Source organism: Anaplasma capra (assembly GCF_025628805.1).
GTDB lineage: Bacteria > Pseudomonadota > Alphaproteobacteria > Rickettsiales > Anaplasmataceae > Anaplasma > Anaplasma capra.
In genome coordinates this window covers 73,338-94,811 of record NZ_JAOTBG010000001.1, presented here as the reverse complement: position 1 = coordinate 94,811, position 21,474 = coordinate 73,338, and the positions used below count along the sequence as shown (strand labels likewise).

General features: G+C 48.5%; 11 protein-coding genes. 6 read left to right on the top strand and 5 right to left on the bottom strand.

The genetic code is table 11. The features are described from left to right. Positions 1-22 precede the first annotated feature (22 nt). From OC187_RS00330 to OC187_RS00320, 3 genes are read left to right on the top strand one after another with little or no spacing between them, the layout of a single operon-like run. The gene (locus tag OC187_RS00330; RefSeq protein ID WP_263008472.1) at positions 23-2,881 is read left to right on the top strand and encodes a TrbL/VirB6 family protein; all 2,859 of its coding nucleotides are present in this window, start codon (positions 23-25) and stop codon (positions 2,879-2,881) included. Between the two features lie 9 nt (positions 2,882-2,890). Then, positions 2,891-6,817, top strand: coding sequence for a type IV secretion system protein (locus tag OC187_RS00325; RefSeq protein WP_263008471.1), 3,927 nt, complete (start codon positions 2,891-2,893; stop codon positions 6,815-6,817). A gap of 43 nt (positions 6,818-6,860) precedes the next feature. Then, positions 6,861-11,615, top strand: coding sequence for a type IV secretion system protein (locus tag OC187_RS00320; RefSeq protein WP_263008470.1), 4,755 nt, complete (start codon positions 6,861-6,863; stop codon positions 11,613-11,615). 35 nt (positions 11,616-11,650) lie between these two features. On the opposite strand, the gene OC187_RS00315 is transcribed toward OC187_RS00320, so the two are convergent. Then, on the bottom strand, positions 11,651-12,256 hold the full coding sequence (locus tag OC187_RS00315; RefSeq protein WP_262997926.1) for a DUF2460 domain-containing protein: 606 nt from the start codon (positions 12,254-12,256) through the stop codon (positions 11,651-11,653). A gap of 174 nt (positions 12,257-12,430) precedes the next feature. On the opposite strand from OC187_RS00315, the gene OC187_RS00310 reads away from it, so the two are divergent. After that, the gene (locus tag OC187_RS00310; RefSeq protein WP_263008469.1) at positions 12,431-13,879 is read left to right on the top strand and encodes a UDP-N-acetylmuramoyl-tripeptide--D-alanyl-D-alanine ligase; all 1,449 of its coding nucleotides are present in this window, start codon (positions 12,431-12,433) and stop codon (positions 13,877-13,879) included. A gap of 9 nt (positions 13,880-13,888) precedes the next feature. Here the strand turns inward: OC187_RS00310 and dut are convergent, their stop codons facing one another. The 3 genes from dut to carA form a co-directional block, all read right to left on the bottom strand. Next, positions 13,889-14,332, bottom strand: a complete 444-nt coding sequence (dut, locus tag OC187_RS00305; RefSeq protein WP_262997928.1) for a dUTP diphosphatase — start codon at positions 14,330-14,332, stop codon at positions 13,889-13,891. Between the two features lie 180 nt (positions 14,333-14,512). Beyond that, positions 14,513-15,451: a 4-hydroxy-3-methylbut-2-enyl diphosphate reductase gene (ispH, locus tag OC187_RS00300; protein WP_263008485.1), complete on the bottom strand. Its 939-nt coding sequence runs from the start codon at positions 15,449-15,451 to the stop codon at positions 14,513-14,515. 262 nt (positions 15,452-15,713) lie between these two features. Continuing rightward, complete coding sequence (carA, locus tag OC187_RS00295; protein WP_262997929.1) at positions 15,714-16,832, bottom strand: glutamine-hydrolyzing carbamoyl-phosphate synthase small subunit; 1,119 nt, start codon at positions 16,830-16,832, stop codon at positions 15,714-15,716. A gap of 309 nt (positions 16,833-17,141) precedes the next feature. Between carA and gpmI the strand changes: the two genes are divergently transcribed. After that, on the top strand, positions 17,142-18,623 hold the full coding sequence (gene gpmI / locus OC187_RS00290) for a 2,3-bisphosphoglycerate-independent phosphoglycerate mutase (protein WP_262997930.1): 1,482 nt from the start codon (positions 17,142-17,144) through the stop codon (positions 18,621-18,623). Between the two features lie 40 nt (positions 18,624-18,663). Here gpmI and der read toward each other — a convergent pair whose 3' ends face one another. Further along, positions 18,664-19,983 (bottom strand): ribosome biogenesis GTPase Der, encoded by a 1,320-nt coding sequence (gene der, locus OC187_RS00285; RefSeq protein WP_262997931.1) that lies wholly within the window; start codon positions 19,981-19,983, stop codon positions 18,664-18,666. 315 nt (positions 19,984-20,298) lie between these two features. On the opposite strand from der, the gene OC187_RS00280 reads away from it, so the two are divergent. Beyond that, a complete protein-coding gene (locus OC187_RS00280; protein ID WP_262997932.1) occupies positions 20,299-21,468 on the top strand; it encodes a PQQ-like beta-propeller repeat protein in 1,170 nt (389 codons plus the stop codon). Positions 21,469-21,474: the final 6 nt, after the last annotated feature.

The following is a 21,474-nucleotide window of genomic DNA, read 5'->3' as shown; positions in this document are numbered from 1 at the left end:
AGGATGTGGCTATCATGGCTGTATGTCCCAGCAAGATGTGATGAATGACACAATAAGAAGCGTAGTATACACAAACCCGAAACAGTCGAGCGATGGTTCTAGGCGGACGTGGGTGAAGGTCGATTTTCCCATGAGTGGTAATATCCGCCTGAATGTTGAGTACTACAACGTGAACTTCTGTAGCGATGCTGAGGTGTCTGAGCTGAAATTAGAAGCATCTCCAGGGGATGCGCTCACTAGTGGGAGGACCAAACTATTCCCTGTAGATTTTCCAGTGCGCATAATGCCCAAGGAGAAGGTAAAGTTTTCGCTTATTCCTGTGAGAAGTTTCACGGTGGATGACGCCATATGCAGAAATCAGGACGACGATATATACACGGTAGATGCAGAGGAGTGTAGAAAGAGAGACATCGGGCAGCAGCGAACGATAAACTTTAGCCGTAAGTTGGTTGATAAGTACGGTTTTATGAATTCTTGGTACGAGGTGCCAAAAGATAGCATGTCCTCCCCATTCATTGAGGGTTTTTATCCTCATGTAATTCCTGGAAATGAAGCCGAGGTCAGCAGAGGCGGAGCTCTTTCTAGCCTGAACGAGCGTGATGAGGCAAAATATTTATGCTACAGCGATTACGACATAGAACTTGAAGCAAAGGGCGGTTCTGCCAGTAATGCCGTAGCAGGAGAGATAGACTATGCCTCCAAACCCAAGAGGTGCACGGTTAAGTGCCAACCCTTTGGTAGGTATGGTTATCGTCCTGGCAGCCGCGAATTGCCAACAGGTTGCTACAAAGCGTGTGTGCACTATAGTAGCCAGCAGTCCTCATCATCCGGTGGCGGTGGTGGTGATAGGCTGCATGCAGTTAGGGAGAAAGTACGTAGCATCCAGGACAAGTATAAGCGAGCTATGGATGAGTTTGCCATAAACGGGTATTGTGGCGTCCTTAAAACTGTAGGAGAGTACGCTCCGGAGGGGAGTTCTTCAGGTGGCACCAAAAAAAATCACCACGCTTACCATCTGCTTTCCTACAGCAAGAATACTAATCAAGTGGCAACAGTTCTACCGTTTGTTAAGTTTGACGGGGGTAGCTCGTCCCGCCACCACGGTAAACTTGTGCCCGCCGCACTGCAATACGAGAGTGGTAGCAGCATTATGGCTCCTAGTGAGTCTGGGAGTGAGCAAGGTGGTATTCCACTAGTTAAGTTATCGGCTGGGAAAGGCGATGCGATCAAGGCGTTCCCAGATATTGATGATTACCTGGAGCTTGAGCGCGACTATGAGATCGGGAGTAGTACTGCGGAAGTGCATGGGTTTACTCTGAAGCTGGAGCCGCCAAGCTCAATGGGCGACAACAAAATGCTCGTGGGTAGCTATAGGCTCAAAGTGAAGAAGGATTGCAGCGCTCACTTGCAGGATAGCCTGTACTACACCTTTTCTGAGGATTACCCCGGGTATGAGCCAGGTGCTGGTGGTAGTCACAAGATAGATTTCATGGATAAGGAAGAAATATTTATTAAGGATCTGGGTAACGGGGGGGATCTGTACTATGGCGTGAAAGACAATGGTGATGGAGCGGACAATAATACTGGGTATTTTGAGATTAAAGCCGTCGTTGCCAAAGTTCCCCCTAAATTCTTTTCTCATATTGTGAAGTGGACGGAAGGCAGGGTGCGCTCTGCTCTATACGGCAACAAAGACGGTGGGCAGGATAGCGTTATAGCTAAGATGTACAGGCACATCAGTAGGGATGGGCAGTTTCTCAGATTAGTAAATGCGATTCTGATTCTGTACGTTATGATCAGCGCACTGTACTTCTTTTTGGGATTTTCCAGGGCATCTATTTTCCAGCTATTTGTCATTTTTGCGAAGGTTATTATCGTAGTATATGTAATACGCCCGGATAGCTGGACCTTTTTCAACGATCATCTATTCAAATTGTTTACGAATGCTCCGAAGGAATTCATTTCCATTATGACTGGAGGCGTTGGGCATTCTGATGATTTTGGATTCATGGACGGCATACTGTATAGGTTTACGGTCTCACAGACTTGGATTCAATTACTGGCACTTTTATTTGCTGGCCCCGTGGGGTGGCTTACAGTGGTACTCATTTTTTGGGGACTGTTTCTTTTAGTGGAGTGCATGTTTGACGCTGTAGTGATATATCTTATATCGATGATGCTAATAGCGCTACTGTTGTGTTTGGCGCCCTTTTTCCTCATCTGCGTGTTGTTCAAACGTACCAAGGCGATTTTTGATGCGTGGATTAAGGTGCTATTGCAAACCGCTATGCAGCCAGTCTTGATCTTTTCTTGCATTGCCCTGATGGTGCAGGTGGTGAACAACGTGATATATGCAATGCTCAATTTCCAAGTATGTGATGCGTGCGTTCTATCCATTGATATAAAAATTGCCACTTTGTGCGTATTGAACTTTCTCCTGCCAGTGGGAATAGTGCCAGCTGCACCAGTCGGTGATGTTGTGAGGGAGTTGTACAATACCGGGAATATGGTTTTGATAGGAATTCCTGGTTCGATTTTCAATGTACTCATATTCATTGCCATAGCTAATGCCACTAGGGACTTTGTAATAAATAGCGGTGAGATGTGTAGTATTATGTTTGGTGCATTCACCAACTTGTCTGACGTTGGTGCAGGTGCAGCGCAGGCGATGCTGAGCGTTGTGGGTATGGACAAGATGACAGGGCAGATGGTTGAGCAGCAGAAGCATCAGCTTGCTCTCTTCAGCAGAGGGGCAGGCGCTGGGCGTGAGGAGAGCTTTGCGTCCAGGCTCATGCCTACTGCTCCTCGTGGTGGGCATGCTGGTGAGGCTGCTAAACGTAAACCCATCGTCCACCCTGTTGATCCTCCAGCTAGCTTTTAGGTGGTGCGTATGTCCAGATTGCTGCCGCTCATTGTGTTGACGCTACTAATTTCCGGATGTGGAGGCGTGTGTATAGAGCCTGGGAAGGGTGTTAGCAGCAACTCTGTTGTAGTACAAGTTCCTGTGCAGCCTGCAGGTTCTTCTAGGCAGAATCCAGCAACATATTGGGTAAATTCAGGCCATAGTGTTGAGGCAGGCCGCGAACTGAAGCTTACAGTTGAGAACACCATAAACCTTTGCCCCAAGGATGCCAGTACAATCGCTACAGTGAGGATGTTCCCCGAAAATTTTGCATATGCTGACCGTCCCGAACACGAGTTCTACGACACCTTGCTTGATGTTGTCAAAGGTGACCGGGTGACTTTTTCTCCATTTCTTTACGACCTAGAGCTTCCATCTTGTGAAAAGATAGGAAATGAGGAAAGCTTCATTATCTATTACGGCAACAGCGATTTTTATCGGGACAGCGGCTGTAAGCGCGGTATAGATGCCAAGGATATCTGTTCTTCTGGGGCTTATGGTGGCTCTGCGTCGCTTTATCGCAAGTCAGATGGGGGGAGATGCGAAGAGATTCCACAAGGTATAGAGTTGCCTAAGTTTGGTGATAGCGCGATAAAGATTTCGCGCCTGGCATTCCCCTTGGGTTATATGTCACGCATTGGCAAGGAGCCCACCAGGAGTGTACTGACATCTGACTCACAGTACATGGTGGCCACTGGACGGATTCATGATGGTCGGACAATCAAGATTGGCGATCAAGAGATAACAGATGATGTTTGTAGAAAGCTCAAGGAGTCTGGGTTCATTACCAGGGAGATAGAAGGAAGGAATCTGGCCGAGCTTAAACGAAGCACAAAACCGGGGTATAAGAAGAGGCAACAGCATGGCGGACAAAACAACTCTGCAGAGGATGCTAAGTATGATGCCATACTTAGGGGGTACACGGAGTATGACATAAACTGTCGCTGCGGCCTTATATGCACACCTTCGCAGCAGGTAAATGAGCCAAATTGTACGCGGTCTATTGTGCATGTTATAGGTGACAAAATAATGTGCCCCACTCCGAAACTTAAGAAAAATCCCCCCTCAGGATCGGGGTCCACGTCCTCAGGTGAACTCAAACTTGAGGAGTATCTAGATTTTTCGCTACCTAATGATGACAGCGCAAAAATATCTGACAGTGCATACGAAATGGCCGAGGGTGCCATTGCGGTAATAAGAACTGGTACAGCTAGCGCAGGTACGACTAACACTGGCACAGCTGCTGATATTACCAAAAGTGGTTGCGGCAGTGGTACCTCCTGTAAGTTTCTTCCCGAGGGTGTTCACGGCGTTTCAGCTGGGGGGACTTTTAAGGAGCGCAGCTTGAAGATGCACACAAGCTACGAAGTCCCAGACAGTGGCCGGCTATTTCTCTCATATCTCAAGGATATAAGGATAGGTGGTTCCGGTAAACAAGTACAAAGTAGCGATGCCAAAATGCAGGGCTTTTACACCTTAAATGTTCACAGGACCTGCTACGCAACTTCCGGCAAGAAGCTGTACATGTACATCGGAAAAGAAGCGCCCAAGTTTCTACCTGGCAGTGGTACGGGAAAGGGTGAAATAGAGCTTGATCTGGAGCAGGATAATTCTTCCACAGGGATTTACATCATCAACAAAGAAGGGGGTTCATCCACAGATAAGTCGTCAGGCAATTTGTACTTTGGAATAGAAGTTGATGAAAAATACGATAGCCAGCTCAAAGATGGCAACTATCCAGATAACTATTATGCGGTGCGACTTTGGATTCCAACTTGGGAGCCAATAATTTCCAAGTTTTTTGCGCTGTTGCAGGGTATTCTCCTCAATGTGCTGTATGGTACTGCGATACCTGGCAGCGATGACGCTGTAGCAGACATATCATCCGCGGTTGGGAAGTCTTTTGAAAAGGCACTGGATAACAGGAAGTCAGATGGGGCACTGCAACAGATATTTAATAACCAAGTTTCGTCGAAGCCCTTTTGGATGCTTGTGCAGGGGGTGCTGACCCTATTTTTGATGTTCTCAGCGATCGGATACGTCATGGGTGTAATTAAGATTACCAAGTACGACCTGGTTATAAGAATCGCAAAAATAGTATTATTAATCTCTTTATTCTCTCCCGGTAGTTGGAAGTTTTTCAATGAGCACTGCTTTGGCATATTCATTGGTGGCGTTTCTGAAATAATCACCGCATTTAACGGATACTTGGATGGTGACACCTCATTCAAATTTCTGGACGCGACTCTAGGGTTGCTTTTGACTTCTGAGCTTTGGATCAGGCTTTTCGCTCTCGTGGCTGCAGGACCCGTGGGCTGGCTTGTGTTTATCGGAGTGATTTGGGGGCTGATAGCTTTCTTTCTGGCAATGATTGAGGTCATGATCAAGTATTTGTTCTTGATTCTGGCTGTGGCGTTTCTGATAACTCTGGCGCCAATATTCCTTTCCTTCATATTATTTCAAAGAACTAAAAACCTGTTCGATGGATGGTTAAAACTCCTAATGAACTTCTCGCTGCAGCCGATAGTTATTTTTACCTCAATTGCATTCTTGAACCAGATGATTCTCAGCAGCTTGCACTCGGTTACTGACTTTACCGCCTGTGAAAGCTGTGCAATAGGTATTAACATACCTTCTGATGATCCAGGGACTCCTAACAGACCTGACATATGCCTGTTGCCTGTTATGTTGCCCATAGGCTTTTCTAACGAGCTTTCTGTAAATGATCGGCATAGGGAGGGCCTTGCCAGAGAGGATGTGGGATTCATGGGCCTCCCGTTCGGGCTTGCTGTTGCCATGATGCTCATATTCTGTTGTAAAGCTATTCGAGAATTTGTGAGTATTTCGGAAGCTATGGTCCTCTCAATATCTGGTAGCGTTGCAGGGATAACGGCAAGTGCTGTTGGTGCTACCCAGAGTATGCTTGGGATTGTAGGTCTGGATGCCGCGTCTCAACAGCGTATTTCCGCAGCTGCGGGGATGACGCCTCCCGGTGAGGATAGAGTGCAGTTTGAGAATAGGGATGGGGTGCGACCAATGCAAGAAGGTGCCGATGGGTCAGAACCCTCAGGAGCTGGTAGTGGAGGTGATGCCGCCGCGGTTGCTCCTCGCACGGCGATGCAGGATGTGGGCAATGTTGGGGCTGGGAGCGCATCTGAAGCGTCTGCGTCTGGGGGTACTCAGGCTGGGAGTGATAGCGTAAGTGGCAGTAGAGAGCCACGGGCAGAAACATCGCCTGCATTTGGCGCTAGTGAGTCGTTACTTGGGGATGAGCAATTAAGCGGCGCGACCAGTGCCGCAGTTTCTGATGGTGATGGGGGAATAAGTCGACCAGATGGCCTGGCAAATGCTGTGGAAGCGGGTGCGGATTCTCATGCGGAATATGGAGATAGTAGCAACACCGGTGATGCGCATGTGGAGGATGTACTGAGCGGTGCGGACGATGCTGTTGCACGATCTGAGCCATCTCCTCAAGAGGTAGAGCGCTTTGAGGAAGGTAGTGGACAGGGGCAGCCCGTAGAAGAAGCTACTGCTACTTCCGCGGAGGAAGAAGAGTATGCGCACAGGGCGTCAGTTTCTGAAACTAGTACAGGTTTGGAGCCTGATGAAGCGCAGCATCAACATATAGGGGAGGAGCCGACGGGAAAAGATCCTGGATACGGCGTACAAACTCCTCATGATTCTGATGATGCCGCAAGTGGAGGTGGTGCTCAGGCAGAACAGCGACCACAAGTAGCCAAGTTTGTTGATCATCTAAGTGATGTGGAAGATGACGAAATCGGCCACGGTGCTGATAAGGAAGGTTCTACAAGAGGTGTTGCGGGCGGTATTAGCAACCGTGACGACCCCGATGGGGAGCCCATTGAGGAAAAGTTAAATAAGAGCCCGGATAATGACACTCCAGCGGAGGAGTGAATTAGGACTGGAGAAGTAGGTAGGTCATATCGGTCTGAGGTGCATGTTTACAATTGCGAGGTCAGCTGCGAACAATTTTCTGAGGTCGCTACTGTTGTGCTTGCTTGTTACGTCATGCGGAAACGAAGTGCCATTTCCACGATGTGTGTCTGCGGACAATTTCAACAGCAGTACCACCGCGTCTGTGTCTGCTTATTACGGTCCAGGGAATGTTGAGGCATTTAAAGCTGGTGATGGCCAGATAGGTAACGCAAGCATGCCTGGGGCCAACAAGCATATAGTGCGTTGGAAAGACACCGGGTTTGTTACTGACGGGGAGGAGATTGTAATCAGTATAGAAGGGGCGTGGGTTCCCTGGGCTAAAAACGGAGAAAAGCACAGCTCACAACTGGCTGTCAACACTGGTATATCAAGGCCGGTGGATCCTAATGATGAGTTTTATGACTCAGTTGTTGACGTGGAAAGGGTCTGTGGCCCTTATGAGAAGCGTGAGCGTACCGTAGGTGGATGCAAACTTAGCTGCCAGTATATACCCGAGACCGATGCTGAAGACAAGGGGCAATACGGAAGACCGTGCTGGTTGGAAAAAGGATATGGTGCATATTTGCTATTCAAGCGTCCAGAAGATCCTGATCCCAACGCTACCCTTGATCTAATTGAGTACCCTGCATCTCCAACAACACACCTCGGATACGAGGCAGTAGATACGGCTGGGAAGGCCTCTTATCACTCTGACGGGAAGATCTTCAATAGTGAGTGCCAAAATATAAAGCCAGAAAGGGGGTGGAAGGTATACGTTAAGATACTGGATAACTACTATTACGACAATGCCGGCGGTTACAGCTTGGAATTCAAAAAAGGTGTGATTAACGGGGACGGTGTTAAGGTCTTTGAATACGTAAGAAGGCTTGTCAGGAATGAGCTTGATAAAGCAGGGAAACAAATATTCACAAACATTGCACAAAACACGGGATTTAGAAATTTCGCCTTTGCGGTCATGACCCTATTTTTGGTCACCTCTGCGCTGGCGTACCTACTTGGAATGGTGCAGTCGCCTTTTGTGGATGTAATAGTCAGAATACTGAAGATCATTCTGGTTATAATGCTGGTGTCTCCAGGTAGTTGGGACTTCTTTCACAATCATCTTCTGGGTCTGTTTACGGGTGGTGTTGACCAAATTATAGCTCTGGTTAACGGCTATGCTGCGAACCAGAAATTTAAACCTGATGCTCCCTTTGAATTTATGGATGTAATGATCGGGGAGAGAATATTTTCTACTGTCGTGTGGGAAGCAAAAGCCAGGGCGCTCATCATGGCCGACTGGGTCTCTATATTTGCGCTGCTGATAATAATAATAGCGGTGATTTTCTACGTTGCCTTGTGCATGTACGCATTCATCATTTATCTTACCGCATTTGTGGGCATTACCTTTCTCATTGCGCTGATGCCCATCATGTTTATTGGTATAGTATTTTCCAGGTTTAGGAGCCTTTTTGACGGTTGGCTGACGCAGTGCATTAGTTTTTCAATGCAGGCGATACTAATGTTCACCCTAGTTGCGATGTTTGGCTCGCTTATAATGCACTACTATTACAGGATTTTTGGCTTTACCGCTTGCTACAACGAAGTTGTTCACATCAAGTTGTATTTTCTCGGGCACAGAATAATTGATCAGAGGTATTATGAGTGGACTCCTGGGCAGAAGTATAACCCTATATTGATAGGATGGGGTGGGGCCTATAGTAAATACTCGCAAGAGGATGCTGGGAGCTCTGCAAGGTATACATTTACCGGTGGTGGTGCAGTTATTAGGGTTCCCCCTGACTACAGAGACGAGGATTTCCGCTATGTGGACTATCCATTCCTTGATCCTGATGAAAGGGTCTCTGCGCCTCCTGGTGGGGTGTCTCCGATCAAAGGTGCCGATAAGCTGGGGCCTTTGGCTTCGATGACAAATTCGCTGATTGCCAGTTCGCGCGGTACATCAACTGCCAGATTAGTGGACAAAATAAAAGGCGAACTAGAAGTTCGTAGGAAAGATGGTACCGTGACAGATGACTCGGTGAATAAGTTCCTTGATGTTATCAAGAAAAGGGAAGATGAAGACAAAAAGGCGAGCAAAGATGTAACGTTGAAATACAAGGATTCCAGATTCAAGGAGGAATTGGTCAGAGTACTGACTGGAACTGTTATAAGCCGTGATAAGGTCATAAATCCCACTACTACGAGGGATTTAGAAAAACAATATGACTATAACATCATAAAGGATATCAAGAAGGGATACATAGTGGCATGGCCAGAGGTATTTGGGCTCATTCTTGTGGCGTTTTTGGTATGGCAGATGAGGGCATTCGTGCAGAATGTGGCGGTTGTTCTGGCAGGTGGTAGTATGCTGTCAAGGACTGTAGAGTCCATGTACAGTGAAGGGTTTATCAGAATATTCTCACACATACCTGTTGTGGGTACCGTGATAGATCGTCTCGATAGAGGTATAGACGGAATCAGGATCTTAATGAGGGCGAAAGCGGGGGACTTGGTTTCCACTGCAGCGAAAGCTCCGGAGAACATTCTAAGGAGAACTCCGATAGTTGGTGGAATGCTAGGCACGTTGGTTCATGGAACAAGGTCACTTGCCGGCGCGTTGACCACCCCGTACACAGAAGAATATTTGTACAAATCGCACTCCTCCATTTCGCCAAGATTTGATTATGCAAGGGCGTGGGTTGGTGCTCATTTAGGATACTCTCCTTTGGATGCTATGAAGTATCTGGGTGGGTACGCCATGGGGCGCGTAACAGGCTCTGAGACCGAGGGATTACTACACAACATTGCCCATGACAGGGCTGCATTTCTGAGTAGCCTTAAGTCACTCACGATTGGGCTTGATAAGCATCAGCCAGGGGAGTATGCGCCTGCGCAAAAGGATGATGATTCGAATCCGTTTACGCGCCCTGGGGTATCCGATGTTCTGGATGGTGAGCGTGGTCCCGATACTATCAGCCATAAGCTCTTCGATAACGACGGGAATTTGTGTGTTCACAAGGAAAATTTCTGGGATGCAGTTGACACACTACATGGGCTGGGTGTGCTACGTGAGCACGCAGAAGACCCAGAAGCAAGGGATAGAATAGATAGGGATATGAATAGGCTCAGAAGTGAGATTTCTGCTGTATCTCGCGAGAGGTCGGAAGAAGTTCCCGAGCTCCAGGAGTTTGTTTCCCCTTCGGGTGATGTCGATTTTGCAGGGTTGGTTGGACACTCTCTCACGAGGCGTGGCGCACAAATTGGTGACGATGCAGCGGGTTCCCGGGGTAGTGTCGAGGAGTCGGTTACGGGTGGTGGCGATGGACCCGGAAGGATGGCTGCTTCTGAAATGATGGATGATATTTTACGAGAACCCGACACTGACACTCTGAGCGGGATGACGAGTGAAGAGCGTCACGCAGACACTACGGAGGAGGGTAGATTATACGAGATGCAAGCCAGACCCGAAGAGGATGAGTCTCGTGAAATGTGGGGTAAACCCGAGGAAGAGGGTCTTTCAGGGGTCTCTGTGCCTGATGATTTGCTAGGAGATGTGCTTGCACGCAATGAGGAAGCCGAAGGTGACTCAATGATGGCGCAGACCAAGCCCGAGGAAACTGAAAGCGATTCAATGTTACAGACTAAGTCCGAGAAAACCGGAAGTGGTTCAATGTTACAGACCAAGCCTGAGGAAGCTGAAGGTGATTCCGAAAGTGACTCAATGCTGCAGACCAAGCCTGAAGAAGCTGAAGGTGGCGCAATGATGGCGCAGACCAAGCCTGAGGAAGCTGAAGGTGATTCCGAAAGTGACTCAATGCTGCAGACCAAGCCTGAAGAAGCTGAAGGTGGCGCAATGATGGCACAGGCTAAGCTTGAAGAAGCTGAAGGTGATTCCGAAAGTGATTCAATGCTGCAGACTGAGCCTGAGGAAACTGAAGGTGGCGCAATGATGGCGCAGACTAAGCCTGAGGAAGCTGAGGGTGATTCCGAAAGTGACTCAATGCTGCAGACTAAGCCTGAGGAAGCTGAGGGTGATTCCGAAAGTGACTCAATGCTGCAGACTGAGCCTGAGGAAACTGAAGGTGGTGCAATGATGGCGCAGACTAAGCTTGAAGGAGCTGAAGGTGATTCCGAAAGTGACTCAATGCTGCAGACTGAGCCTGAGACATCTACGAGCGACGTAACAGAAGGGCCTTTGGGACGGGATGAGCAGCATGAGTCTACCGAGGAGGTTGTGCACGGAGCGCCAGAAGATCACGGGGACACTCGTAGTGCGCAGGCGTTTGTGGGTTTTGAAGACATGCTCGCGGATGAGAGCCCGACTTCAGTTACTGAGGGACAGGGAGATGCTGCTGAATACGATGTTAACTACAGTGCGGCTCAGGATCCAGAAACGTGGGCAGGCGCAGAAGACGCCACTGATGATGGCAGCAGCGGCTACGGGGCCGTGGATATGGCGGATGCAGGCGATCAAGTGGAAGAAGAGCAAGAAGTGACAAGTGAGCAGGCAGAGGGTGCTACCGATAAAGCAATGGGTGCGTCGCAGGGGCTCGCTGCTGGTTTATGGGGAGCATCGGGGGGGCACTCTACCGGTAGGAGTGGTCGTAGTCAGAAGGAAAAGGAACGTAAGGAACAAATTAGTAGCTTGCAAGAAAGAATTGTGGAACTGAGGAAGGCTCTAGATATACCTGACATTTCGGACAACATGAAGCAGGAAATTGAATCTCAGATTCAGGCTCTAGAGACTGAACTCAACAATCTGTCAGGACAATGACGGGTGGTTGCATTCCGGTGATTTATCTATCACCGCTAGTTTCTAACTTCAATTAGTGGTATGCTGCGGCATCCATAGCTTCCATGTCCATCCAGTGAACAAGCGAGGAAGTCGGTGTCAAATCTGACTAGTACGTCAAATTCAAAGTCCGCATAGACGACCTCTGCATGTGCTGGTGGCTTAGCGAATTTAACCATTCCGTTGGGCGTTATTTCGTAATCCCTGTTACATTGCTGTAGCGCATTGTTCAAGCGTACCCTAACGCTGTCAATTACAGGTCTGCTAATTCTGCGCAGGTAAGAATGCTTTCCCGCTTGGTAACGCTTGACCAAACAAAAATCTGATGTTTGACCATCGCCCACTCCGATATCCTGCCAGGTTGCCTTGTAGTCGAACCAGTCCTTGAACCTGAAAGGTGTGGCCCTTCCTCTGTGCGCGTGAAAAAAGCTTACGAGCGTCGCAAATTGCTCACTGGACTTGGTGCTGTATATCACATTGTATCTGCCACGTGGGTGCGCCCAGTTAACTTTGCGTTGCTCCCTTCCGTCACTAAGTTCAGAAACTGAGGTGGAAAAGGCGGGCCCTCCCACGGACCCGTAAGATATATTTTCGGGAAACTTTGCTTCTCTGTCTGGCATCATATACCGGCTCAACTTTCTGAAAATTTTACATTCCTTTTTGTGGGGCGGTAATCACTTTCTGTATTCTCATTGTCGCGTGGGTCCTCGCACATATTATGGTGAGATTACAACTTACGGTGAAAGAAACATCCCTCAGTTGTTTTATTTGTATGGTTGTGTTATGTAGCGACCTGTGTGTCATTTGGGCTTATGTGGGACTCAAAATCTGTTGAAGCTGCGGCTTCGGGGTTGTGTCGCGGTGGAGACTGGGTATCTCCAGGTAGAATTTCTATAGACACTCGGTCCTTAAACCCGGGTGATGTGTTTCTTGCGATCAGGGGCGCAAATTTTGATGGTCACTGTTTTGTTAGAGAGGCCTTTGATAGGGGTGCGGTTGCTGCCGTTGTGAGCCGAGAATCAGCGTCGACTGCTGATTACGGTCCTGTAATTGTTGTAGAGGACACTTTGCAGGCGCTGCACGATATTGCTGCCTTTCGTATGAAGAATGTACACGCCAAGGTTGTGGCTATTACTGGAAGTGCCGGCAAAACCACCACTAAATACATGCTTTGTAGGGTTTTGTCCAAGTTTGGCAAGGTACATTACAACGAAGCAAATTATAACAATCTCATAGGTATGCCTCTCTATGCTGCGAATACACCAGCGGATGCGGAGTTTGTTGTGATGGAAATGGGCATGAATGCTCCCAAGGAAATAGACACACTGTCGCGCATTGCGAGACCGGATGTTGCCGTGATTACCAATGTTGGCCCCGCACATCTGGAATTTTTTGGATCCATTGAAGGCATTCTTGCAGCCAAACTGGAGATATTCAATCATGTGAAGAGTTGTGCAGCTGCTGTCATAAATTTTGATAGCGCATATTACGGCGAGATGCGTGCAGCTGCTGAAAGATATTGCTCCAACGTGATAAGCTTCGGTGCTGGTGCAGGGGCGGGTGTACAGATCTTGAGAGGTGATAAGCAAGAATGTTCTCCGACGGTAAATGTGAAGTACCTTAACAGGGAATTGCATCTGTCATTGAAAAACTGCTCCAGACACTTAGTGTACTCAGCCGCTGTTGCGGTTGCTGTGGGGTGTATCTTTGCGTTAGACTTGGGACAAGTGGGATATGCTCTTGAGGGATTTGCTCCAATTGATGGAAGGGGTAAGGTCCACATTACGACATTTAAGGGCAGGGAGATTGTTCTTATAGATGACGCGTATAACGCAAATCCACTCTCCATGGTTGTGGCCATAGAGAATCTTAGTGCTTTAGAACATGCCCAGATTTGCAGAAAAGTGGCGGTGTTGGGTGACATGCTTGAGCTAGGAAGTAGTAGCGGGAGCTACCACCGAAGTTTGTTGGGGCATATAGCACGCAGCAACATAGACCTGGTATACACCGTTGGCAACCACATGCTAGAGCTGCACAATGTTCTACCCAAGCGCCTACGTGGCAGACACTTTGCTGACTATAGCGAAGCGCTTAAACGCCTGGAACGTGTGGTAAGACCGGGAGATTGCATCTTAGTTAAAGGCTCATTCGCGACTAAACTATCGCTGGTCGTAAGGCGCATACTAGAACACCAAGAGCACGCGACCCAGCGGTCCTCCAAAACTGTTTGTATGCACCCAGGCTAAGCGCGGCACCTAGATTCCCGTGGAGCCAAACCCCCCCTCTCCGCGACTGGTAGCCGTTATGCTGCTTGCCTCCTCCCAATCTACTCTCTCCACGGGGGATATTACCATCTGTGCAACCCTGTCTCCGCGACTTATTATATAGTCCTCGCTGCCAAGATTTGACAGCACTACAGCTATTTCTCCCCTATAGTCGGAGTCTATGGTTCCTGGTGCATTCAATACGAAAATGCCGAAGTTAGCAGCTAAACCAGACCTGGACCTTATTTGTGCTTCATACCCGTCGGGGAGTTCTAAAGCAATGCCTGTCTTCACTGCACACCTACTTCCTGGACGCATCACCAGCTTGTCATCAACCGCAGCGTATAAATCCAGCCCCGCACTTTTGGGAGTAGCGTAGGATGGCAAAGGCAACCCATATCCGGACGCGAGTCTCAAAATTTTGACTTTCAACACAGCTGCACAACCTCAGATCTTCTGCAATCCTACTGTCTTTTCCGAGAATAATCAAGTACCAGGAGATTACTTGCGGAATCCGTATGTGCAAGTTTTGGCTGTAATCCCGATAACAGGCGCCGACGTGGCTACTGCAGCTTACCGCGATACGACACGTGCGAAACATAGAAACGCTATCTCCTACAGTGTATCTCCGTTGAGCTCCGGTAATTTAAACGTGATATTTTCTTTTACGCCGTCCATGGTATGTACCGTGAGGTCAGTGGCATGCAGATCTAAATAATCCACGATTCCCTGCACCAAGGTCTCTGGAGCGGAGGCGCCGGCGGTGATCCCAATTCTGCGTGCATCCGAGAACCAATCAAGGTTTATGTTTTTGTACGAATCCACAAGAAAAGCTCTAGAATTTTGCGCCTTGGCCAGGTCCAGCAAGCGGTTTGAGTTTGAGCTGTTCTTGCTTCCCACAACAAGAACTACATCTACCATTTGGGATAAAGACTCAACTGCAAGCTGTCTGTTTTGTGTTGCGTAGCATATATCTTTCAAGTCTGGACCTACGATTTCGGGAAACCTGAGCTTCAGGGCTTTTATTATTTCCGTTGTGTCACGCATGCTAAGGGTTGTCTGAGTAACATATGCGAGCTTTGTTGGGTTCGATACTTGGATGTTCCAAACATCTTGCACGTTCTGCACAAGAATCACTGGATCTGATATCTGCCCCATGCTTCCCTCCACTTCCCTGTGCCCCTCGTGTCCCACAAGTACCACTTGGTATCCGTTCCTGTCATATCTTTGTATCTCCAGGTGAACTCTGGTAACCAGGGGGCAGGTTGCATCGACTACTAAAAACCCCCTACGCTGCGACTCCTCCCTGATTTGCTGTGACACACCGTGTGCACTGAACACTAAGACGGCTCCCTCTGGGACCTCATGCAATGTGCTGACGAACGTCACACCCATCTTCTTGAAATCGTTTACAACGTGAAGGTTGTGCACAATTTCATGTAGTGCATACACGCTTCTGATCCCAGAATATCTTTTGGCTACACTTTCGAGAATACGAATGGCCCTTTCCACTCCGGCACAGAACCCACGGGGCTGTGCGAGGATGACCTCCAAATTACCAAGCACTAGACTAATCCTCCAACGGCAAGTACGGAACGGCGGCGCCCACGCTTGCACCCAGAGAGTGCAGAGGCGGAACAACGCAGACCCCGTTACCGCATGCTATACGGCGCTTGTATAATTTTTGGTCAGAGCTGTCAAGTGCTCTAGCAGGAGTTGCACCAAGCCCAGTTGCGGTGTAGGCGCAACTTTCGCATGGGCATCGGGGGTCTCGTGCTGGAGGTAGGAAAATTGGACAAGACCTCACCTTACTGCCTCACAACGGCCTAAATTCACTACCCCTGTAGGATTTGGCAAGACTTATGAAGTCCCTTATTATGTACTGCGAGTCATGTGGGCCCGGACATCCTTCCGGGTGGTATTGAACAGAAAACACCGGGTAGTCCAGCAATCGCATGCCTTCTACTGTGCCGTCAAACAGCGATGTATGAGTTACTTCGACATTCTTTGGTAGAGTACTTGCATCCACAGTGAATCCGTGATTTTGGCTGGTTATCTCAACGGATTTGGTTACGGTATTGTATACGGGGTGATTGCTGCCTCGATGTCCGTGCCGCATTTTTACAGTTCGTGCTCCCATAGAAATAGCCAGTAGCTGGTGTCCCAAGCATATACCAAGTATGGGTATACCGCATTTTATCAAGGTGCGTATCTGTTCTACCTTTTCTTGTGGAGCACAATGTGGGTCGCCGGGGCCATTAGAAATTACTATGCCATGCGGGCGCAGCTTCATTACCTGTGCTGCAAAGTCATCCTTGGCTGCTATAACATGTACTGCGCAACCAAGGGTGACTAGCGCGTTCAGCATGCCACGCTTTGCCCCTGCATCTATCACACAAATTTTTAAGCCATCATGCGAGACTTGGTAGTTTTTTAAGTGTGGGAGTTCAGTGCCCACAGTAGGTGTATCGGCTGCCGCAGCTGCCTCTCTGAGTTTTTGTAGATTAAGGAGATTATAGTCATCAAAGTGGTGTATGATTCCATTTTGTGAGCCGTGCTCGCGCAAATGTAGGATTAGCGCACGGGTGTCAACTCCAGATATTCCCCCAATCCCACTGGCGTCCATCCAGGAGTTTAGATCTATCCACGAGGATATGTGAGACGCGCATGATACCTCTCTGACGACCACACCCCTTGCAAGTGTGTTTTCATGCTCGAAATCCTTGTGGTTTATGCCTACATTCCCTATGTGTGGGAAGGAAAAGACTATTATCTGCCCGGCAAACGACGGGTCAGTGATAGTATACTGGTAGCCAGAGAATCCTGTGGTGAAACAAACCTCCCCAACGCAGCTGCCCTTTTTTCCTAAGGATTTTCCAAAGAAGCTACGACCATCTGACAGCACTAGCACTGCGTCATGGCGGTCATATATCATGCGGGCGACAAAAAATCAAAATCCCGGTATTGTAGTACGAAACTTTGCAGAAGTTAACGGGTTATTTTATAAATTTTTTGATATGTCCCGGCTTCTCCGGCCACACACGTGTTTCTGGTACTGATTCAGTGCTCATTGGGCAAGGGCGTGAGTATTTCCGTTGACGCTTACGCACGCGGCAGTTTGCGGTAGCTCGGTCTAGTTAAAAGCTTTGTAATGTGGTTTGCGACGTACGTAGCCAACGATAGTTGATTGCTATGGCACAGAAGGTATTGTAGAATCTGTGCTGTTTTCATTTAGCCAAGAATAATGTCGGGGAACGCTGTTGTACTTTGCATACTAGATGGATGGGGCAATGGCAATGGCGACAGCTGTGATGCCATACACGCTGCTGATAAGCCATTCTGGGAGTCTGTAGTTTCCAGGTGCCCCCGTAGCGAGTTGTCTGCTAGTGGGGAAGATGTTGGCCTCCCTGCTGGCCAGGTAGGAAATTCTGAGGTTGGGCATTTAAGCCTCGGTGCTGGTAGGGTGATATTGCAAGATCTTCAGAGAATCAATGCAGGAATCGGCGAGATCCACAGCAACCCATACCTGCTTGAGTTTGTGGAGAAGATTAGGCGCGGACGTGGGGTATGCCACATTGCGGGCCTGCTCTCCGATGGGGGAGTGCACGGGTTGCAGGACCATATAACAAAGCTTGCGTCGGTTCTTTCGGAGCTTGGAGTTAAGGTTCTGATACATGCGTTTTTAGATGGGCGTGACGTCCCCCCGCGCTCCGCAAAGAAGTACATAGCGTCTTTGAGTGAGTATATGAGCTTGCGTGATGTTAGTATCGCTACTGTTAGTGGTCGCTACTATGCAATGGACAGGGACAGCAGGCTAGATCGCACTGAGAAGGCCTATAGGACCATTGCTCTGGCGGAGGGACCAAGATACAGAGACGCACTCTCTGCCGTTGAGAGTAGTTACGATGATGGAATCTCTGATGAGTTTGTGGTGCCGTCTGCGATAGGTGACTATCAAGGGCTTTCCCCTGGGGATGGTGTGTTGTTTACCAATTTCAGGAGCGATAGAGTTCTGCAAATCTTGAGAATGATCTTGCATGAGTCACAGGAGACTCCCAACGTTCTTGGTATGGTGCGATACTCAGAAAAAATCCAGATCCCCTCCCTGTTCCCCCCTAGGGACATACGCAATACTTTGGGGGAAGTGATTTCCGGATGTGGTCTGAAGCAGCTGAGAATTGCAGAGACTGAGAAATACGCGCATGTCACGTTTTTCTTCAATGGTGGAAGGGAGGAACCATTTCCTGGGGAGGATAGAGTCATAATTCCCTCGCCCAAGGTTAGTACTTATGATCTCGAGCCGGAGATGTCCGCGTTTCAGATGACTGAAGTCCTGGTAGAGAACATTGGATCCAAGAAATATAGCCTTATCGTGGCGAACTACGCAAATGCAGATATGGTGGGACATACTGGTAATATGGAAGCTGTTAAGAGAGCTGTGTCCACGGTTGATGGATGTTTGCAAATGGTATTTGATGCTGCAAAGAAGACCGGGGCTATGGTGCTTATAACTGCTGATCATGGTAACGCAGAAAAGATGTTTGATTTACAATGTGGGACCCCATTTACTGCCCACACGTCAAGCACGGTGCCCTTAGTACTGTGTAATTGTAGTGAAAAGCGCGACCTGACCAATGGTAGGTTGTGCGACGTTGCTCCAACCATTCTGGAGTTGATGCAGATAAGGAAACCTGATGATATGACAGGAAGCTCCCTGTTAGCCTAAGCCGCGGTGTGGGCCCACACGAATGAAATAGAAGCTGTTGTCACCTATCTTTCGAATATGGATTGTGCCCTTTTCTGAAGATCATTCTTATCGGCACTCCTTGCATGGAAAAGCTCTTGATGAAGCTATTTCTGAGGTATTGCTGGTAGCTGTCCTCAATGTGTTCTGTATTTGTTGATATCATAAAAGTTGGTGGGAGCGCTGATACCTGAGTGATATATTTTAATCTTACTTTTTTATTGTCCTGCAGGTGGGGGGCATGATGCTCCAGTGCCGTGTTCAGCCACTTGTTAAGTTTCGCAGTGCTGATTCTACTGCTGGCAGACTTATAAAGCCCTATGGCTCTGTCCAGGACATCGTTGCACCCAGTGCCATGCAGCGCAGAGATTTTCATTATGGGTACGTCAAAATCCACTCTGCTGTGCTGCCTTATTGTCCGTAGTATCTCTTCCTGTGCGGCTTTGCTGTCTACAAGATCGGATTTATTCATAACAACAACCATACTCTTTCCTTCTCGCATAGCGGCCTCGGCTATGGAGAGATCTTGTCTGTTTATACCTAGCGTGAAATCGACCATTAGAACAACCACATTTGATCTCGACAGTGCATCAGTTGCCGATTGTACAGAGAGCTTTTCCATGCTCTCAACCACTTTTGTTCTTCTTCTGATGCCCGCTGTGTCGGTGAGGAGAAGCTTTACTCCCTTGTGACGGTATTCCACGCTTATGGAATCGCGCGTTGTACCTGCAGAGTCGTCGGTAATAACCCTCTTTTCTCCCAAAATACTGTTCACAAATGTCGATTTCCCAACGTTAGGTTGTCCAATTATCGAGATCGTGATTTGCTTGTCCCGGACATCCGCTTTGTCGTTGCATTCCAGTACGCGTGAGAGGATTTCGTACAGGTCGGGCATGCCAAGGCTGTGTTCAGCAGATATATACACTGGTCCCAGAAAGCCTAGATACTCCATGTCATCTATGAAGGCGCAATGTTTGTTACTTTCACACTTATTGACAACCAGGACCACTGGTTTATCTGTTTTCTTTCTGAGCCATTTTGCGAAGTCTGTTTCTTGAGCATCTGTACCTTTTTTGGAATCTACAACGAATAATATTACGTCTGTACATTCAATGGCGAGTTCAACCTGTTCAGTTACTAATGCCTGGATTCCCGTACCAGCACCCACTCCACCCGTGTCTATGGCAATAAACTTAAGCCCGCAAAAATTGACCGCGCCCTCTTTCCTGTCTCTTGTAACGTGCGCTACACTGCTGACTATAGCCGATTTTCTCTTGATCAGCTTATTGAAGAGGGTAGACTTCCCCACATTGGGAAGACCTACTATAGCCACTTTTTGCATTGTATGCCAGACCTACGGTGGAACCACGCCCCTGGGGATTATACCCATAATATTAGTGGTGTGAAACTACTTCTGAAAAAAGTCCCTCATCCGGCAATGCGCCGTGCCCAACACAGGTGTGTGCCTGCTATGTCTCTGTCTTGCAGGACTTCACACTTAGAATATTGTGCCTTGCTGAAGATGCGCTACTGTAGTGGAGATTTTGCGCAATACTAGGTGGCGTAAGCGCAAGGCAGGTAGACCAGACAAATTGATTGATTTTTAGCACGAGTTGTCAGATGATTGAAGTGATTTTTTCTGTTGCGCTGCACGCATATGTGGTTACTCGCTGCTATTCCGGCGTTCATCTGTCTATTTTGTGCTTCCGGGGCATCATTTGCCGGTCCTGCCAAGCAGTTGGCTATGTCGGAGCGGTTTCGGGCCCTTTCTGCGGCCTTTGTTGGCCCAGAAATTGTTCAGACGTTTTCTCGCGTTCGCAACGTAGCGGGCGTTTCCGGTGTCACTATACCGCCGGTTGTCGCAGACGGTCTGGTTGTGGTCCTGGATGAGTGGGGTAAGTTGACTGCGCTGAACGAGGGGGATCTCAATAACGCGGTGTGGTATGCGGAGCTTGCTGAGGGTGTTGACAGAGTGTACTCAGGCGGTCTGGCATACTCCAATGGGATGTTGCTCTGTGCTGTGGACAATCTGCTGTACGGGATAGACCTGAAGAACGGAAAGGTGAAATGGAAGAAGGTTCTGCGCAACCCTTTGAGCGGGAATCTTGTGACTCTGAACGATGGTGAGGCTGTTGCGGCGCTGGTTATTGACAACTATCTGTATGTTTTCAACGTGGCTGATGGGGGGTTGTTGTGGCACCATGAAGGGGTTAGTGCCCATGGTGTGCGGATGCAGGGCACGCTATCGGTTGCTTATTCCCGCAGGGGGAATGCGATTGTGGTGCTTTTCCCGGATGGTAAGGTGTTGTGCCTAGACGCCCACAGCGGCGATAAGATCTGGGAAGGTGCACTTCAAAAGAGGGACTTGGGCATTGTTGGGCGTAGCGTGGTTTCTCCAGTAGTTGTTGCTAGGGAGGTGTTATTGGTAGGTGGCTCTGGGGTTGTGGAGAGCGTAGAGCTATCATCCGGAAAGAAGGTGTGGTCTGCGGATGTCGGGGCGTGTGACGTCTTTGGCGTGGAGAAGGTCGGCGTCTTCGTTTTGACCAGGGATGGCAAGTTGTTGGCTTTTGACATAGAAAGTAAGATACAGCTATGGGCCTCAGATTTGGGTAAGATTAAGAGAGGTGGCTGGTGGAATTCTCCCGTGCTTGCTGCGGGGAAATTGTGGCTACTAGGAAGCGATGGTCGGCTTTTAGGTATTAACCCTCTGTCTGGTACTATTGAGGAATCGTATAAAATTTCGGGATTCTTTGCTCGCTCTTTTGCTGTTGCGAAAAACGTAGCATACGCCCCTGCGGGGAAGCAGGGATTGGTGGTGCTCTCATAATGGGTT

Bases quoted from the DNA above. Each gene is read 5' to 3' on its own strand.
- OC187_RS00330 (WP_263008472.1), top strand. From the start codon at position 23: ATGTCCCAGCAAGATGTGATGAATGACACAATAAGAAGCGTAGTATAC.
- OC187_RS00325 (WP_263008471.1), top strand. From the start codon at position 2,891: ATGTCCAGATTGCTGCCGCTCATTGTGTTGACGCTACTAATTTCCGGA.
- OC187_RS00320 (WP_263008470.1), top strand. From the start codon at position 6,861: ATGTTTACAATTGCGAGGTCAGCTGCGAACAATTTTCTGAGGTCGCTA.
- OC187_RS00315 (WP_262997926.1), bottom strand. From the start codon at position 12,256: ATGATGCCAGACAGAGAAGCAAAGTTTCCCGAAAATATATCTTACGGG.
- carA (WP_262997929.1), bottom strand. From the start codon at position 16,832: ATGATATATGACCGCCATGACGCAGTGCTAGTGCTGTCAGATGGTCGT.
- gpmI (WP_262997930.1), top strand. From the start codon at position 17,142: ATGTCGGGGAACGCTGTTGTACTTTGCATACTAGATGGATGGGGCAAT.
- der (WP_262997931.1), bottom strand. From the start codon at position 19,983: ATGCAAAAAGTGGCTATAGTAGGTCTTCCCAATGTGGGGAAGTCTACC.
- OC187_RS00280 (WP_262997932.1), top strand. From the start codon at position 20,299: ATGTGGTTACTCGCTGCTATTCCGGCGTTCATCTGTCTATTTTGTGCT.